This window comes from Methylobacterium sp. FF17, from assembly GCF_025813715.1.
GTDB lineage: Bacteria > Pseudomonadota > Alphaproteobacteria > Rhizobiales > Beijerinckiaceae > Methylobacterium > Methylobacterium flocculans.
On the sequence record NZ_CP107532.1, the window covers coordinates 5,413,290 to 5,427,934 of the forward strand.

At 65.5% G+C, this 14,645-nt stretch carries 17 protein-coding genes and 1 riboswitch; of the genes, 7 read left to right on the plus strand and 10 right to left on the minus strand.

What is annotated here, in order from left to right; translation table 11 throughout:
• The first annotated feature begins 237 nt into the window (after positions 1-237).
• On the plus strand, positions 238-1,131 hold the full coding sequence (locus OF380_RS25760) for a VOC family protein (protein WP_264048472.1): 894 nt from the start codon (positions 238-240) through the stop codon (positions 1,129-1,131).
• Between the two features lie 371 nt (positions 1,132-1,502).
• Here the strand turns inward: OF380_RS25760 and OF380_RS25765 are convergent, their stop codons facing one another.
• Entirely contained in the window at positions 1,503-1,742 is a 240-nt protein-coding gene (locus OF380_RS25765; protein ID WP_264048473.1) for a VOC family protein, read from the minus strand.
• Positions 1,743-1,837: 95 nt separating this feature from the next.
• On the opposite strand from OF380_RS25765, the gene OF380_RS25770 reads away from it, so the two are divergent.
• A complete protein-coding gene (locus tag OF380_RS25770; protein ID WP_264048475.1) occupies positions 1,838-2,776 on the plus strand; it encodes an IS481 family transposase in 939 nt (312 codons plus the stop codon).
• On the opposite strand, the gene OF380_RS25775 is transcribed toward OF380_RS25770, so the two are convergent.
• From OF380_RS25775 to OF380_RS25795, 5 genes are all read right to left on the minus strand, one after another.
• Positions 2,714-3,037: a VOC family protein gene (locus OF380_RS25775; protein WP_264048476.1), complete on the minus strand. Its 324-nt coding sequence runs from the start codon at positions 3,035-3,037 to the stop codon at positions 2,714-2,716. The two genes, OF380_RS25770 and OF380_RS25775, sit on opposite strands and share 63 nt — an antisense overlap.
• A 71-nt stretch (positions 3,038-3,108) precedes the next feature.
• A complete protein-coding gene (locus OF380_RS25780) occupies positions 3,109-3,360 on the minus strand; it encodes a DUF2798 domain-containing protein (protein ID WP_264048477.1) in 252 nt (83 codons plus the stop codon).
• 250 nt (positions 3,361-3,610) lie between these two features.
• Positions 3,611-4,963: an amidohydrolase gene (locus OF380_RS25785; protein ID WP_264048478.1), complete on the minus strand. Its 1,353-nt coding sequence runs from the start codon at positions 4,961-4,963 to the stop codon at positions 3,611-3,613.
• Between the two features lie 104 nt (positions 4,964-5,067).
• Entirely contained in the window at positions 5,068-5,697 is a 630-nt protein-coding gene (locus tag OF380_RS25790) for a trimeric intracellular cation channel family protein (protein WP_264051492.1), read from the minus strand.
• 55 nt (positions 5,698-5,752) lie between these two features.
• Positions 5,753-6,487 (minus strand): L,D-transpeptidase, encoded by a 735-nt coding sequence (locus OF380_RS25795; RefSeq protein ID WP_264048479.1) that lies wholly within the window; start codon positions 6,485-6,487, stop codon positions 5,753-5,755.
• Between the two features lie 320 nt (positions 6,488-6,807).
• A riboswitch (glycine riboswitch) is annotated at positions 6,808-6,897 on the minus strand.
• Between the two features lie 139 nt (positions 6,898-7,036).
• On the opposite strand from OF380_RS25795, the gene OF380_RS25800 reads away from it, so the two are divergent.
• On the plus strand, positions 7,037-7,612 hold the full coding sequence (locus OF380_RS25800) for a hypothetical protein (RefSeq protein WP_264048480.1): 576 nt from the start codon (positions 7,037-7,039) through the stop codon (positions 7,610-7,612).
• Positions 7,613-7,722: 110 nt separating this feature from the next.
• Here the strand turns inward: OF380_RS25800 and OF380_RS25805 are convergent, their stop codons facing one another.
• Positions 7,723-7,941 carry a hypothetical protein gene (locus tag OF380_RS25805; protein WP_264048481.1) on the minus strand — a complete coding sequence of 73 codons (219 nt, stop codon included), beginning with the start codon at positions 7,939-7,941 and terminating at the stop codon, positions 7,723-7,725.
• 382 nt (positions 7,942-8,323) lie between these two features.
• On the opposite strand from OF380_RS25805, the gene OF380_RS25810 reads away from it, so the two are divergent.
• Positions 8,324-8,860, plus strand: a complete 537-nt coding sequence (locus OF380_RS25810) for a YciE/YciF ferroxidase family protein (protein WP_264048482.1) — start codon at positions 8,324-8,326, stop codon at positions 8,858-8,860.
• 90 nt (positions 8,861-8,950) lie between these two features.
• On the opposite strand, the gene OF380_RS25815 is transcribed toward OF380_RS25810, so the two are convergent.
• Positions 8,951-9,652: a sigma-70 family RNA polymerase sigma factor gene (locus tag OF380_RS25815; RefSeq protein WP_264048483.1), complete on the minus strand. Its 702-nt coding sequence runs from the start codon at positions 9,650-9,652 to the stop codon at positions 8,951-8,953.
• Positions 9,653-9,966: 314 nt separating this feature from the next.
• Positions 9,967-10,536, minus strand: coding sequence for a hypothetical protein (locus OF380_RS25820; RefSeq protein ID WP_264048484.1), 570 nt, complete (start codon positions 10,534-10,536; stop codon positions 9,967-9,969).
• Positions 10,537-11,403: 867 nt separating this feature from the next.
• On the opposite strand from OF380_RS25820, the gene OF380_RS25825 reads away from it, so the two are divergent.
• The 3 genes from OF380_RS25825 to OF380_RS25835 are packed head-to-tail and all read left to right on the plus strand — an operon-like array spanning position 11,404 to position 12,523.
• Positions 11,404-11,916: a ferritin-like domain-containing protein gene (locus OF380_RS25825; RefSeq protein WP_264048485.1), complete on the plus strand. Its 513-nt coding sequence runs from the start codon at positions 11,404-11,406 to the stop codon at positions 11,914-11,916.
• Between the two features lie 58 nt (positions 11,917-11,974).
• Positions 11,975-12,328, plus strand: a complete 354-nt coding sequence (locus OF380_RS25830; RefSeq protein ID WP_264048486.1) for a DUF3140 domain-containing protein — start codon at positions 11,975-11,977, stop codon at positions 12,326-12,328.
• Positions 12,329-12,331: 3 nt separating this feature from the next.
• A complete protein-coding gene (locus OF380_RS25835; protein WP_264048487.1) occupies positions 12,332-12,523 on the plus strand; it encodes a hypothetical protein in 192 nt (63 codons plus the stop codon).
• A 516-nt stretch (positions 12,524-13,039) separates the two neighbouring features.
• On the opposite strand, the gene OF380_RS25840 is transcribed toward OF380_RS25835, so the two are convergent.
• Positions 13,040-14,416: a deoxyribodipyrimidine photo-lyase gene (locus tag OF380_RS25840; RefSeq protein ID WP_264048488.1), complete on the minus strand. Its 1,377-nt coding sequence runs from the start codon at positions 14,414-14,416 to the stop codon at positions 13,040-13,042.
• Positions 14,417-14,645: the final 229 nt, after the last annotated feature.

The following is a 14,645-nucleotide window of genomic DNA, read 5'->3' on the forward strand; positions in this document are numbered from 1 at the left end:
CCTCCCCCGTTCATCGGAGTGGAGTCAATCGTTGGGCGGCCCACCCGACCCTTCCCCGCGCCCGGGTAAACCCGTCGAGTTCGTCGTCCGCACGGTTCGCCGCTTCAAACCGCCCGCATCCTTCCCACTTGACCGAATGCCATGTGGCTCCTTAGCGAGTCGACCGCGTTATTGTCTCGGAACCTCGCTCCACAGCATAGTCATGACCTGGGGCCTGCCGTTCTCGGAGGCATAAACATGGAAGAGCCGGCACCAAGCCTCGCAACCGACGTCGCGGATTCTATTCTGGCCGGGGCACCCTACCGGATCGGCGCGGTGACCCTCGTCGTGAACGACCTCGGCGCACTCGCGCGGTTCTACCAGGACGTCATCGGACTCGACGCGGTCTCAGGTGAGCCCGGTACGGTGCGGCTTGGCGCGGGCGACACGGTTCTCCTTGTGCTTCGGGGGGATCCGAATGCCCGACAGTGGATACCCCAGGAGGCGGGGCTGTTTCATACCGCGTTCCTGTTGCCCCGCCGCGCCGACCTAGGCGCTTGGCTCCTGCATGCCGAGGGGCGCGGCATCACGCCCACGGGTGCCGCCGACCACTCCGTCAGCGAGGCGGTCTACCTGACCGATCCGGAGAACAACGGCATCGAGATCTACGTCGACCGCCCGAGCTCGGAATGGCGGACGGCCGAGGACGGATCCGTCTTGATGCGCAACGAGCGGCTCGACCGCGCCGGGCTCATCGACGCCGTCCGCGCTCCCTGGGCCGGCATGCCGGCGGGATCGTGCGTCGGGCACGTCCACCTTCAGGTCGGTGACCTGGACGCGACGGAGCGCTTCTATGCCGGCCTGCTCGGCCTCGACGTGATGTGTCGCTATCCTGGCGCCTTGTTCCTTGGATCGGGCGGCTACCATCACCAGCTTGCCGGCAACATCTGGAACAGCGCTGGCGCGACCGAGCGAACCAAGGGAACGACGGGCCTCGCGGAGGTCGAGTTGCACGCGGACGCGGACGACCTCGCTGACGTGCGCGGGCGGTACCGGTACGCCGGTCAGCCCGCCGGCGAGAATGCCGAAGGGCTTTTCGTGCAGGACCCTTGGGGAACATGCCTGCGTCTCACGCCCACACCTCATCCGTGACGGCGCCCGGTCACCGGCAGGCCAGGATCAGCCGCCCTTCGAGGTCACGCGGCATGTCTCGGCTCGTTTCGTCCTAAGGGTTGATGCCCGCACACGATCTCCAGCGCCGCGGAGGAACCCGGGACGACGCAAGGCCTGCCGACGCGGAAGGATGCCATCAAGGATTTCAAGGCTTGGATGCTTGCGCTCCATGGCATAACCTAAGACAAGAAGCCGAACCTGTCCTATTTATGTATGATGGTATGAAGCAAACCATAAGTTCGCAAACCATGGTGCAGAGCATCGCACAGAAGACTCCGCCGGCGATGCAGGATCTCTTGGTGCGAACTTAAGGTAGAGATTGACTGGGACCATAAGGTTGCACCGTAAGATCATGGAAATGACGGAGATTGTCGCTGATCGCCTGCCAGCAACTGCTCCAGGGTGATGCGACGGTGGCCCATGCGAAGCATCCCATCCTCGGACCACCAGGTCCCTGCCGGTCGATCCCAGGTGAGTTCGACACCGTTCAGATCCGGATCGCACAGATACGCCGACAGGCTCACGCCGTGGTCAACCACCTGCTCAATCGGAATGCCGGCGGATTGCACGCGTCGGATGACCGCTTGCAAGGCGCCTAGGTGTCGAAGCTATGAAGGTTGTTCACCCGAGGCGGGGGTGAGAGGCTGGGGTTGCGAAGCCAACCAACCCTGACCGAGTGCCTCGGATGAACACCCATCAGCATGCCCGTATGACGGTTCATGGTCGAGCCCTTCTGGTGAACCGGATCCTGGTCGACGGCTGGCGCGTGGCCGAGGCGGCACAGTCTGCTGGCATCAGCGAGCGCTCGGCCTACAAGTGGCTGGCCCGTTTTCGGACGGGCGGCGTGGGGGCCCTTCGCGACAGAAGCTCGGCCCCCCTCCGGCCAACGGTGCGTGTCACGCCCGCGATCCGCATGCAGGTCGAGGCTCTGCGGCGCACGCGGCTGACGGGTCAGGCCATCGCCGAACGCCTCGCGCTTCCACGCTCCACCGTCGGCAGGGTCCTGCGCGGTCTCGGTCTCGGCCGGCTGAGCGCGCTCGAAGTTCGGCCGCCGGTCATCCGCTATCAGCGCGAGAGGCCGGGCGAACTCATCCACATCGACACGAAGAAGCTCGGTCGGATCGACGGCGTCGGTCACCGCATCACCGGCAACCGGCGCGACGGCCGGCGCGGCATCGGCTGGGAGGCCCTGCATGTGGCCATCGACGATGCCTCGCGCCTCGCCTACACGGCCGTTCTGCCCGACGAGACCAAGCAGAGCGCCATCACCTTCATGAGTGAGGCGCTGGCGTTCTTCGCCCGACATGGCGTCACCGTCGAGCGCGTGATGAGCGACAACGGCTCGGCCTACTGCAGCCATGCCTTCCGCGATCTCCTCGCCGAGGCCGGCCTGCGACACGTCCGGACCAGGCCCTACACGCCGCGCACCAACGGCAAGGCCGAGTGCTTCATCCAGACCTCGCTGCGTGAATGGATCTACGCCGTGCCCTACGCCTCGTCCGCCGACCGGACACAGGCCATGAGCCCCTGGATCGACCACTACAACACCAATCGAACCCACTCAGCCCTCAGCCGACAGACACCCTGGCAAAGGCTGAACAACCTTCTGGGCAACGACACCTAGGTCGCTGTAGGTGATCGCGAAATGATGGAGGCCGGTCGCGTCCTTCGGACTCGGCGTTCCGCCTGCGCCGCGCCATGTGTTGATACATAGGTCGTGATGGTAGCCGCCGAAGGACAGGAACACCGCCTCGCCGAGCAGCTTCGTCATCTTCATCCCGAGTAGGTCCCGGTAGAAGGCGAGCGAACGTGGGAGTTCGGTAACCGATAGGTTCACGTGGCCGATGCGGGCAGGGCTTACCGCCGCCGGCGTTTCAACGGGCATTCGTCGATCCTCTGAATTGGTGTTCATGACAGTGGAAGGCCAGCATTCCGGCATTCCGGCACTCCCGCGCTTCAGGCGCTCCGGGCGCCAGGCCGGACGGTGCGTCGACCCATGAGGCGTGCGGAGATGCCGAAGGCGATCCGACTGACAACCAGCGTCAGCAGGAAGGCGATGGGCCACGCGATGAGGAACTGCTTCGGCCAGGCGTGAAGCCACTCGGTAGTCGGGCCCAGGGTGATCATGGACATGATGCCGGACATGGCCCCGGCCATCATGAAGGTGATCAGGACCTGGGCGAGGAGGAGGGTCTTCGAATCGTGCATGTCGTTCTCTCATCCTGAAGGATGGAGAATGACGAGGCGCCGCGCCCAGCATTGCACCATCCCCGGGGTGGGGGTGATGCCGTGGGTCCGCACAAGGCGACTTTTCCCGCTTTCGCGAGGGCCGGACTAACCTCACCGGCCTGAATCTTTTCGACGTTCGAAGATTAAGCTTGGCTGTTCAAACCGTCAACCCCGAAGACGTCGATGGCTCGTCCGAGGGGAGCGGGTCATCGACGGTCCCGTCGACTGCTCAGGGCTTCGGGGCGGCGGGCACCAACCAGTGACCGGCGGCGGCGAGCATGGTCTCGACCCCGGTCCGCAAAGTCGGGGTCAGCACCGGGGCGTATTCGGGCGAGTGGTTCGCGGGAAGCGCATTCACGGTTCCGCTCTTCTCCGCCTCGGCGTAAAGCTTCGGATCGGTCCCGCCAACGAACCAAAACACGGACGGTACGTCCCAGGCGCGGGCAAAAACGGTGAAGTCCTCGCTGGCGTTCGCGCTGCTGGCGGGCTGCACCGTGTCGGCCCCCAGACGCTGCTTGAGGGCCTCGGTCACCTTGGCCGTCGCGTCCTCGTCGTTCACCGTCAGGGGGAACTGTCCGAGCATCGTGAGGAGTGGCGGCTTCGGGGCGCCGGAGATGGAGGCCTCCCCGTCGACGACCCGCTTGATCGACGCGAGCACCTTGTCCCGCACCGCGTCGTCGTAGGTCCGGACGTTCAGCTGAAGCTGGGCCTCGTCGGGGATGATGTTCGCGCTCGACCCGGCCTGCATCGACCCGACCGTGACCACGGCGCTGTCGCTCATCGAGACCTCGCGCGAGACGATGGTCTGGAGCCGCATCACCGTGGCGGCGGCCATCACCACCGGATCGATGGTGGATTCTGGACCGGAGCCGTGCCCGCCGCGCCCGTACAAGGTCACCTTCAGGCTGTCGCTCCGGGAAAGCACCGGGCCGCTGGCGAGGCGCACCTGTCCGGCGGGGAACGGCAACACGTGCTGCCCCAGGGTGACGACCGGCTTGGGGAAGCGCTTCACCATGCCATCGTCGACCATGGCCTTTGCGCCCTCGCCGATCTCCTCGCCCGGCTGGAACACGGCCATGACGGTGCCGTGCCACCTGTCCCTGTTGGCGGACAGGATCTGCGTCGCGCCCATCAGCCAGGTCACGTGCAGATCGTGTCCGCATGAATGGGCGATGGCCGTTTCCCGGCCGGACGCCGAATCGGTCCCCTTCTTCGTGCTGGCGTAGGGAAGACCGGTGTTCTCCTTCATCGGCAGGCCGTCCATGTCGGCACGCAGAAGCACGGTCGGGCCATCGCCGTTGCGCAGGATGCCGACGACGCCCGTGCCGCCCACGCCCTCGGTAATCTCGAAACCCTGATCCTTGAGCCATTTCGCGGCGATGCCGGCGGTGCGCTTCTCCTGCATCGACAATTCGGGGTTGGCGTGGAGATCCTCGTAGATGCCCTTGAGCTTCGTGAGTTGCTCGTCCGTCGGCCCGGGCAACGCCTTCGGATTGGCCTGCGCAAACGCGGCGCCGGAAGGGGTCGAGAGCGAGACGAACGCGGCCAGAGTCAGCCCGCAGGGAAGATTCCGGAGTACCATCTTGGTTCTTCCTTCAGGCCGATCCGAGCGAAGCGGTCGTTCGACGATGCGTAGGTTGCGAGAGGCGCCTCGAATCGAACCAAACGCGGTAAGGTCAGGCATGTTCAGTTGTAGGGGACGCCGGGGCGGGGGCGATAACGCGGGAGCGTCCACTCGAAGCGAAGCGATGCACCCCTGAGGAGCAAGGCAAAGAGGAAGCCGACGCCGAGCGCGAGCTCACGAGGCGCCTCAAGGAGCGTCAGGAACACGAAGGTGGCTGCTCCGACCCCGGCAGCCGATGCATAGATCTCACGGCTGAGGATCTTCGGGCTGTCGCCTCCGAGAAGGTCGCGCAGCAGGCCGCCGAAGGTGGCGGTCACTACCCCCATGACGACGGCCACCAGGGCACTCGCACCGGCCTCCAATGCCTTCTCGGCACCGGCCACCGCGAACAGCGCCAAGCCCAGGGCATCGAGCCGTACCAGGTAGCGGTATCGGGATTGCGGGATGTGAGCGACGAAGAACACGGCAAGGGAGACGACGAGGCACGCCAGCAGGTAGGCTGGCCGCTGCGTCCAGAACACCGGCAACCCGAGAAGCAGGTCCCGAAGCGTTCCGCCCCCGACGCCGGTCACGGTGCCAAGGACGGCGAAGCCGACGAAGTCCATCTCCTTACGCGACGCCACGAGGGCACCGGCGACCGTGAAGACGATGACGCCGAGCCAGTCCAGGGTCGCGGTTGCAGTCTCGAACATCATCTATCGTCTCAACGGGAGGGATGGTTCCAGCGGGTGCATTCGCATCGCGCTCTCATTCGAAAAGGAGGACTTGGTTGTCGGACCGCGGGTGGCCGTCCCACTCCCGCTGCACCATCACCTCGGGCATCGAGGTCTTCACGACGACGGTGGTGCCGAGCGGAACACGTCCGTAGAGATCGTAGATGTCCTCGTTCAGAAGGCGGATGCATCCGGAGGAATCCGTGCCGCCGACCGTCCAGGGCTCGTTGGTGCCGTGGATCCGGTAGAGTGTGTCCTTGTCGCCCTGGTAGAGGTAGAGAGCGCGGCACCCGAGCGGGTTGTCGACGCCCGGCTCGACGTACCGCGGGATGTTGGGGCGACGCTTCAGCATGTCCGCCGTCGGACGCCAACCCGGCCACTTCGCCTTCCGCTTGATCACTGCGGTGCCTGACCAGGTGAACCCAGCCCGGCCCACCCCTATGCCATAGCGGATCGCGGTCCGGCCCTCGCGCACGAGGTAGAGAAAGCGGTCGTGGGTGTCGATGACGAGGGTCCCGGCCCACTCCGGTCCATCATAGTCCACGAGCTGCTTGCGGAACTCCGGGGGGACAAGCGCCAGGTCGACCTTAGGAACGTTGAAGGGCTCGTCCGGGATCACGCCGATGAACCAGGCATCCCGGTTTGAGGCGGGATCGACCGGCGCAGGGGCCGCGGGAGGTTCGGGCTCGGTGTCCCAGAAGAACGCCTGCGCGCGGCCGGGCACGAGAACGGCGGCGGCCAGAAGGAGGCTTCGGCGGGTGGCCAACATCGGATGGCATCCAGGTTGAGGGTTCGATGGCCTGCGTCGCCTCAGGCATGCTCGACCGCGCCGCGCGGACCATGCCGCGTGCGTCGTCATCGAAGCTCTTGGGATGAGCTAGCCGGTGCGCAGGTTGGGCGAGGGCGGGAGCCGGGCGGCTCGCGGACTTCAGGCTATGGGGACATCTTCGCGCAGGCCTCCAAGGTCACTACGCACGCGTCGTGCATGCGAGCCCCCTCTGTCATCGGCCTGAGAGTTTCGACGCAGCCTCGGGCGAGGTCGCGACTTACACCATCGGCGGGAGCTGACGCTCCGCTTTCCAGAGTGTTGAACGACGTGCGGTCCGGGTGCCTGAGAGTTTCCGGGGCGGTTGCTCCTTCGGCGGCCGGTTCGCACCGGCTCTCTCCCGCTCGTCGACGACTAACTTGGCTTTTCGTATACCGCCCTATCATGGGAGGTGCCAGTTAATTCGTTAGCTTGCAATCATATATGTGCGTTGAGGCACCCCGGTTCCCCCGGCTGCCATCCGCAAGCCCCCGGATGGGAGATCCGAGCGCCTTGCCTCGTACGGGGCTGATGAACGCGACGCGCTACGCCCTGCACGATGCGCTAGTGGCGTCCGGCCTCCCGGTGGAGGCATCGACGGGCGGCCGGACCAAGTGGAACCGGACGCGGTTCGGCGTCCCGAAGGCCCACGCCCTCGACGCCGCCTGCGTGGGACGGACGGAGGGCGTCAGCGGCTGGCAACGCCCGACCCTCGTCGTCAAGGCGACGGGGCGGGGCGCCTACCAGCGCACCCGTCTGACGGCGCACGGTCTTCCGCGCCGGTACCTGATGCGGAAGAAGCGGGTGTATGGCTTCGCCACAGGCGACATGGTCCGTGCGGATGTCCCGACCGGCAAGAAGGCCGGAATCCACGCTTGGCGCGTGGCGGTGCGCGCCTCCGGCAGCTTCAACGTCACGACCGATTCCGGAACGATCCAAGGCATCGGCCATCGGCATGTCCGCCTCGTGCAGCGGGCGGACGGGTACGGTTATGCCCTGGACCTGACGGCATCCACCCTCAAACCCAGGGAAGGCCGCGTTCCTCCCAGCCCTGAAGGACGAGGTTTCCACGCGGAAGATACTCGATGACGTCTGCGTTCAGGAACTCTCCCGGTGGTGCCAGCGCCCGGTAGAAGCTCGATTTGCCTGAACCGTAATGACCACCAGGAATGGTGCAGACCGCGACGGATCCCTGATCCTCAGAACTTTCGTCCGTAGGATTCGACAACGACCTCCTCGCCTTCATGACGTTGGATACGCTCGCGCGTACCGTCGGGCATCTCGCGGATGACGCCGTCGCCAAGGGAGCGGTCCATATAGTAGGCGGGGACACCCGCCCGCCTTGCCTCCTCCAGGGCGCGCGCACCGACCTGCCGGATTCCCTCTGCCTTCTCGGCAATGAGCTTCGAGAGCGTCATGACACTTCCTAACGCTTGAGAAAGCGTTCCTGCCAAACGTCGATATAAGGAGCGGGGGCAAATTCACAAAGTGTCGGGGAGTAATCGTGCTCGCGCCGTCAACCGAGAACATCCGCGACGTCGGCGGCGCCACACCAGCGCGTCGCCCGCTTACAAGACCGCAAGTTCAACCCAGGCTTTTGGATGTTCGCAGATGGCGTTCAGGCTGCCGGTAGCCATCTAACCCTGAAGAGGAATCGCTTCAAACTTGGCCCGTCAATCGGGTCACACCCTTATCCAAAAGGTGTCGAAAGATCCGGACCTAGCGGAGTGCTCGCGCGTTCTTCGCACTCGCCAAGCTGCGCCGTGGCGCGCAGTGGCGATGACATCGGAGAGCATACCCATGGCCACGAAGCCGAAGACATTGAACGACGCCTTCTACGAGACCTTGAAGGATGTCTATTACGCCGAGCGGCAATCCGTGAAGGCGCTCAAGAAGTCAGCCAAGGCCGCCGAGCACGACGAGTTGCGCCAGGCGTTCGAGACCCACGCCGAGGAGAGCGCCCACCAGGTGGAGCGGCTCCAGCAGGTCTTCGAGATCATCGGCAAGCCGGCCCGCGGCAAGACCTGCGAGGCCATGCAGGGACTTACCTCCGAGATGGAGGAGGACCTTGAGGACTTCGGTGACAGCCCGGCGGCCGATGCCGTCCTGGTCGGCTGCGCCCAGGCGGTGGAGCACTACGAGATCGCCCGCTACGGGACGCTCAAGACCTGGGCGAGCCAACTCGGCTACGAGGACGCCGCCAAGCTTCTCGACGAAACGCTGCAGGAGGAGAAGAAGACGGACGAGCTGCTCTCGCAGATCGCCGAGCGCATCAACGTGGAAGGGTCCGAGGGGGAGGCGCAGGCCACTGGCAAGGGCAAGGCCAAGGGCGCCTGATCGAGGCACTTAAACTCGATCACTGCGGGGCGCCGTGAACGGCGCCCCCTTCGATTTGCGGGACACCTCGACGGGACTGGAGGGTCATCGCTACGGATCGTGGCGTTCCCATCCCACGCCTTCAAGGCCGAGGATGTGCGTCAGCCTCTCGCGCGCCCGCGACACGCGGCTCTTGACCGTCCCGACCTTGCAACCCATCGCCACGGCGGCCTCCTCATAGCTGAGGTCGTTCAGGACGATCAGCACCAGCGTCTCTCGATGCTCGGCGGAAAGCTGCGCCAAGGCGGCTTGCATGTCCTGCAGGTGGAGGCCGTCCTCCTGCGAAGGCGCGATGGTCATGGATCCTGCATGCCTATCGTCCGGATCCTCGACCTCGTATGTCCGCCTGCGATGGTAGGTGTAGAAGGTGTTGCGCAGGATCATCGTCAGCCAAGCGCCCAGGTTGGTGCCCGGCTGGTAGGTATGCCGGCTTCGCCAGCCCCGCATCAGGGTTTCCTGAACGAGGTCCTCCGCCCGGCTACGGTCCTTGGTGAGCGACAACGCAAAACGCAGCAACCCCGGCATCTGGGCTGTCATCCCGGCCCGGATCTCGGCGGACAACGCTTCGCCTTGCGAGGCCAACACCGCGTCGAGTTGGCGTAGCAGCGCTTGGATCGGTTCGGCCTCGTCCAGTTCCGGTGGTGGTCCATATAGGGCCTGGAGCTGCAGTCCCAGGTGCATGCGCACGGCAAGGGGCAGGACCGGATCATGGCGCTTCGCTTCGGCGGGTAGAGTCATGGCGTCGGAAGGCATTCAGGGCGTGGCTCATATTCTGGCGTGGATTTGGTGAACGACATCCTACCGTACATGCAAGAGGACGCGGGAAGCCGTGACGCCGAGCATCCCCGGCTGCGTACGTCCTGTCCATCGAAGGGCGTCACGTGGCTTCACGTGGCTGGAAAGGTCTGAAGGGTGGCATCGTCGCGCTCGCCGTTTGCCTTGCGTTCGTTCCCGCGCTCACGTCCCTTCGGACCTTCAATGCCGGACGGGCCTTCGGCCATTCCGGCAACCCTTCCGATAGGGCAGCGAAGGGATCCCGGAGCGATCCTGAGGACAGCTATGGCCGTCTAGGCTTCCGCTTCGTGGACCAGTGCCTCCGTCCCGAAGCCGAGTTGCGAGGCGAAGCGGTTCCAGGTCTCGACCCGAACCTGGCCGCCGGTTGCGCGGCGATGCCCCTGTGCGAATTGGTCGTCGGGTCCCAAATCAGGCGCGCGATTTCCCAGGAATTCGATGAGGTCCGGCACGCTGGCGCTGCGCGCTGCGAAGTGGACGAAGCCGTCACGAAACCCCGCGTTGGCTCCGATCACCACCTGCTTGCGCAGACGGTGGGTCCAGGATTGCGCGACGAGCGGGTGGATCTGGCACGGCGAGTCGCAGCGTATCAGCGCCACCGGGCCGGCGAAGAGGGGCGCGACGGAGCGGGCGGCGTCCAGGGCCGTCTTCACCTCGGCACGCGCCGCGTGCAGCGCATGCGCATCGGGGTCCTTGCCTGACACGATGTCGGCGGGGCGTTCCGCGCGCATGAGCAGGCGCAAGGCCGGCGCCGCATCGCCGGAGGCGGAGCGCCGGGGCGCATTGACGAGGCTTACCACCTCGCGCAGCGCCTTGGCCGTGTGCTCCTTGCGAAGTGGGTCCATGATTTCCGGGAAGCTGGCGTTCGCCCCACGTTCGCCGAGGTCCCCGACGAGCCCGATCCCGGCGAGCCAAGCCAGGTCGCCGGGATCGCACAGGGCCGACGCGCACGCATAGGCGAGCAGGCTTGATGTCGGAGCGGAACGTCGCCGTGTCCACTGATGACCACGGCCTCGGACGCGCTCGGCATCCCACGCGGCACGTGGTGGTCCACGAGAACGGTCGGGATGCCGGGCAGGATGGTGCCTGCCTGGACGCCGAGGTCGGTCACCACGAGGCATCCAGGCGCAAGCCTTGCGAGTTCATCGCGCACCAAGGGGGACCATGCCGACTCGCCGCGCCCGATGATTCGGACGTGGGCAGGCCTATGGCCTGTCCGGGCGAAGGCACGAGCGAGGATGGCGCCTGCCGACAGGCCGTCGGCATCATCGTGGCAGAGGACCGCCGGAGCGTTCGGTCAGGCAGCGGCGACGGCGCGAGCAAAGGCTGCTCCGTATATGGCGAGATCGGTCATGCCCGCTCCTTGTCGCACATGCACGGGCCCTCGCCTGTCCGGAGGGATCGTCGCGACAGGCACGCGGATCCTCGCGGAGGTGCTCCCCTCAACGTGCGAAGGCGATGGCCGTTCAGGACCCCGGCTGCCTTTCGCCGAGGTGCAAGCCCAGGCTCGGGGTCTGCGAGAGGTCTTACCTGGCATACTGGCGGCCTCGCCACCATGCCAAGCTCAGCTTGGCCGCAATAGTGACCAGGTGGTCGCGTTTCGAGCGGCGCCCAAGCATCCCGCAGCACTTCGGTCGCAGGTGCCCTATGGAACGTCAGTATCGCACCCACGTTGGCGCCCGGACAACGCACTGACACGAAGTAGGAAACGAATGGCTGCTACGGACATCGGCGCCGTCTACGCGGGCGCTCTGCGGAACACGCGCGCGTTAGAGAAGCAGGGCTTGGAACAGATGGAACGCCAGCTTTCCGGTCTGGAACGCTACCCTGACTACGCCGCCGTCCTGCGCCGCCATGTCGAGGCAACGAAGGCGCAGATCGTACGCCTGGACAAGGCGTTGGCCGACGTGGGCGAGAGCTCCTCCACGCTGAAGGAGACGGTCACCAGCGTCGCCGGCTCCATCGGCGCCGCGGTCCATGCCATCGCCCAGGACGAGACCCTGAAGAACCTCTACGCAGGCTACGCCCACCAGTACGACCAAGTCGCCGCCTACCGGTCCCTGGCCGTCATCGCGGAGCGGGCCGGCAAGGTCGATCAGGTGTCGGCCTTCCACACGGCGGCCGAGGATGAGGCGAAGGTCGCCGAGGAGATCGCGGCGCTGATCGAGCCCGTCACCAAGACCTACCTCGACCTCACACTCAGCGGTGCGAAGGCCGATAGCTGAGGATGGTTCTCGGGGCGGCCTCGCCGGGGTCGCCCTCACTTCGACCGGAAGGTGCGCGATGGCCGAAACGGATGACAACGAGGCGACCTACAAGGCGTTCAAGGAGGTCGTGAACATGACTGCCTCGACCTTGGAGAAGCACCTCAAGGGCGAGGCCAGCCAGTCGGTCGGCCAGAAGAAGGACGGCGCCGGCGAGGCGACCGGCCACGAGGAGGGCCGGCGCATCGTCGAGATGCTGCACAGGAAGAAGTCCGAGCTGTCGGACGAGGACTACGGACATATGCGCAAGGTCGTGGGTTACGTTCACCGACACCTGAAGCAGGGCGGCCCGAAGGACAAGGACGCGGTCGAGAACTCCCCCTGGCGGCTGTCGCTGATGAACTGGGGCCATGACCCGATGAAGGAAACCTGACCGATGGATGATCCGACGCCCGTAGCCGTCACGGTGGAGGCATGCGGCGAGATGCATGAGCGCTTCCGTTGGCACCTGACCGATGCCGACGGCGTGTCCGTCCGGGTCTCGCCGGAATCCTACGCCACTTCCGAGGACGCCGGATCGGCTGGGCAAGCTGCGTTGAATGCCTTCGGGGCTGCCCTGGGAGCCTAAGGGTGCCTCTCGGCACCTGAAGTGCTCTTATGCAGAGGCTTGGTAGAGAACGGTGACGCGAGGAGTTGATCCGTTTTGCAGGGTGTTTAGGTCCTCAAGCGCGTATGCACCCTGGGCGAGCGAGCTAGAACTCGCCGCGCAGCCTTAATGTTTCTGAGCTTTCCCAGCTTCGTGCATTGCCATAGCTACGGCGACCGCCTCGCGTTCGGCATTGGAGCGTCTATCCGGGTGTTTGGCCATCGCATCCGCAACGAAAGTTTTCCAGGCCTTTGAGTTAACCGTGGGAGCAATCTGTGCTTTGTGTGACGTGGCCATCCGTAGTCCTCGATAAGTAGCGCTTTCTGGATATCACAAAGCCAAATGGTCCGAAAACGGACCAGTCTTGCCGAAGCCTTGCGGTTATGCCCAAGGGCGTAGATGCCCGTACCTAGATCCATAAGGTCCCGAGTGGATGCACGCTGTTCACAGACGACCAAGCGCAAGGCCTGCCTTGCCGCGACCTAATCGAGGCCTGCTTTAGGTTCGTTCCATGGCGGCCAAGCGCTCGACCTCACGCACGTAGCCGTCGGCGTCGAACTTCTTGAGCGTCGCGGCGCCCAGGCTGCGAACGTTGCCGTAGACCGGACGCGGACCCCAGGGCCGGTCGTGCAAGCCGAACAGCCAGGTCACGTTCGTGAAGGAGTTCGCGTCGCGCCCGTCGATGAAATACTTGTTGTTGAGCCGTAGCGCCGTCTCGAACGCCTCCTCGGGCAAGGCCGACCACTCCACGATCTTCTTGCCCCAGTACATGCGCATGTGGTTGTGCATGTAGCCCGTCTCGCGCATCTCCATCATCGCCGCGTTCCAGTAGCGGTCGTGCGTCTCGCCACGTTCGAACTGCTCGGGTGTGTAGAGGTAGGGCCGCGGGTCGCTCCGGTGCGCGTCGAGGGTCTTGCGCGCCCAGGCCGGCGCGGCCTCGTAAGAGTCGTAATTTGGTTCGTAGAAGATGTGGTTCATCGCGAGCTCTCGTCGGACGATGAGCTCCTCCAGGTAGGCGGCCTTGTCGTCCTCGCCGCCGGTCGCGGCGGCCTGCACCCTGAGCGCGAGGGCAACGGGCGAGATCTGGCCGTAGTGCAGGTAGGGGCTCATGTGCGAGGCTGCGCCGGCTTCCGGCCTTCCCCGAACCGTGGCGTAGTTCCGGAAGCGGGCGTCCAGGTAGTGGTTCAAGGTCGCCTCGGCTTGCGTCGCCCCACCCCTGAACCGTCGCACGGGCCGGACGCTCTGGTCGGCCTTGAGCGTTCCGACGAGCCTCGGCACGTCGGAGAGGTCCAGGGTGCTCTCATAACTGAGGTGGTCGGCCCGGTGGGTGACCGGCTCCTCCCGCAGCGGCACGAGGTACTCGGGCAGGAGCCGGCGCAGCTTCGGACGAAGCGTGCGTGCCGCGATCTCGTGCTTGGGCGAGGCGGTCTCGACGGGCACGACAACCTCGCCCTCGACCTGCACCACGCGGCACGACGAGCGCTCGGCGAAGTCGGCATAGAAGCGCCGGACCGGCTTCTGGTAATTGCGGTCGCACACGATGAGCGCGGCCTCCGCCGCGTAGAGGAGCGCGGTCTCGACCGGCGGCTGACGGCGCACCACGAAGGCGATGCCACGTTCCCGCAAAGCCGGCCCAACCTCGGCCAGCCCTTCCAGCAGGAAGGCCCAGTGCCGGGCGTTCGCCTCGGGTATGCCCTCGGCGATGCCGTAGCAAACCAGTACCGGCAGCCCGAAGCGGTTGGCTTCCGCAATCGCGTATTCCAGTGCGTGATTATACCTGGCGCGCTGCGACAGGCCCATCCAGTACAGGACGTAGGAGGCGCCTTCCCGGGCAGGTCGGTCGTTCAGTACCTTGAGGCGGGTCGGCTGGATCATGCTGGCGACGTCTTTCGTGATGGCCGGATGCCGAGCGAACAGGTGCTACCGCCGACATAGGGCGGCCAACGCCGTGGCCAGAGAGGCCTTGGCGTGCAACCAAGGCGGTTCGGCAACCCGTGAAGGATACGAAACGAGTAGCGGGTCGGGTTAGACCTCGGGTTCGTTGACCGCGACCCGTCTCACGTTCCGCCCTTGCCTCCGGACGCGCTTGTACGTCGGCGAAGGA

Excerpts from the sequence above, each read along its gene's own strand:
- OF380_RS25775 (WP_264048476.1), bottom strand. The coding sequence starts at position 3,037 with ATGCCCGTTGAAACGCCGGCGGCGGTAAGCCCTGCCCGCATCGGCCAC.
- OF380_RS25820 (WP_264048484.1), bottom strand. The coding sequence starts at position 10,536 with ATGGACCCACTTCGCAAGGAGCACACGGCCAAGGCGCTGCGCGAGGTG.
- OF380_RS25815 (WP_264048483.1), bottom strand. The coding sequence starts at position 9,652 with ATGCCTTCCGACGCCATGACTCTACCCGCCGAAGCGAAGCGCCATGAT.
- OF380_RS25760 (WP_264048472.1), top strand. The coding sequence starts at position 238 with ATGGAAGAGCCGGCACCAAGCCTCGCAACCGACGTCGCGGATTCTATT.
- OF380_RS25835 (WP_264048487.1), top strand. The coding sequence starts at position 12,332 with ATGGATGATCCGACGCCCGTAGCCGTCACGGTGGAGGCATGCGGCGAG.
- OF380_RS25780 (WP_264048477.1), bottom strand. The coding sequence starts at position 3,360 with ATGCACGATTCGAAGACCCTCCTCCTCGCCCAGGTCCTGATCACCTTC.
- OF380_RS25830 (WP_264048486.1), top strand. The coding sequence starts at position 11,975 with ATGGCCGAAACGGATGACAACGAGGCGACCTACAAGGCGTTCAAGGAG.
- OF380_RS25840 (WP_264048488.1), bottom strand. The coding sequence starts at position 14,416 with ATGATCCAGCCGACCCGCCTCAAGGTACTGAACGACCGACCTGCCCGG.
- OF380_RS25825 (WP_264048485.1), top strand. The coding sequence starts at position 11,404 with ATGGCTGCTACGGACATCGGCGCCGTCTACGCGGGCGCTCTGCGGAAC.
- OF380_RS25795 (WP_264048479.1), bottom strand. The coding sequence starts at position 6,487 with ATGTTGGCCACCCGCCGAAGCCTCCTTCTGGCCGCCGCCGTTCTCGTG.
- OF380_RS25810 (WP_264048482.1), top strand. The coding sequence starts at position 8,324 with ATGGCCACGAAGCCGAAGACATTGAACGACGCCTTCTACGAGACCTTG.
- OF380_RS25770 (WP_264048475.1), top strand. The coding sequence starts at position 1,838 with ATGAACACCCATCAGCATGCCCGTATGACGGTTCATGGTCGAGCCCTT.
- OF380_RS25790 (WP_264051492.1), bottom strand. The coding sequence starts at position 5,697 with ATGTTCGAGACTGCAACCGCGACCCTGGACTGGCTCGGCGTCATCGTC.
- OF380_RS25805 (WP_264048481.1), bottom strand. The coding sequence starts at position 7,941 with ATGACGCTCTCGAAGCTCATTGCCGAGAAGGCAGAGGGAATCCGGCAG.
- OF380_RS25785 (WP_264048478.1), bottom strand. The coding sequence starts at position 4,963 with ATGGTACTCCGGAATCTTCCCTGCGGGCTGACTCTGGCCGCGTTCGTC.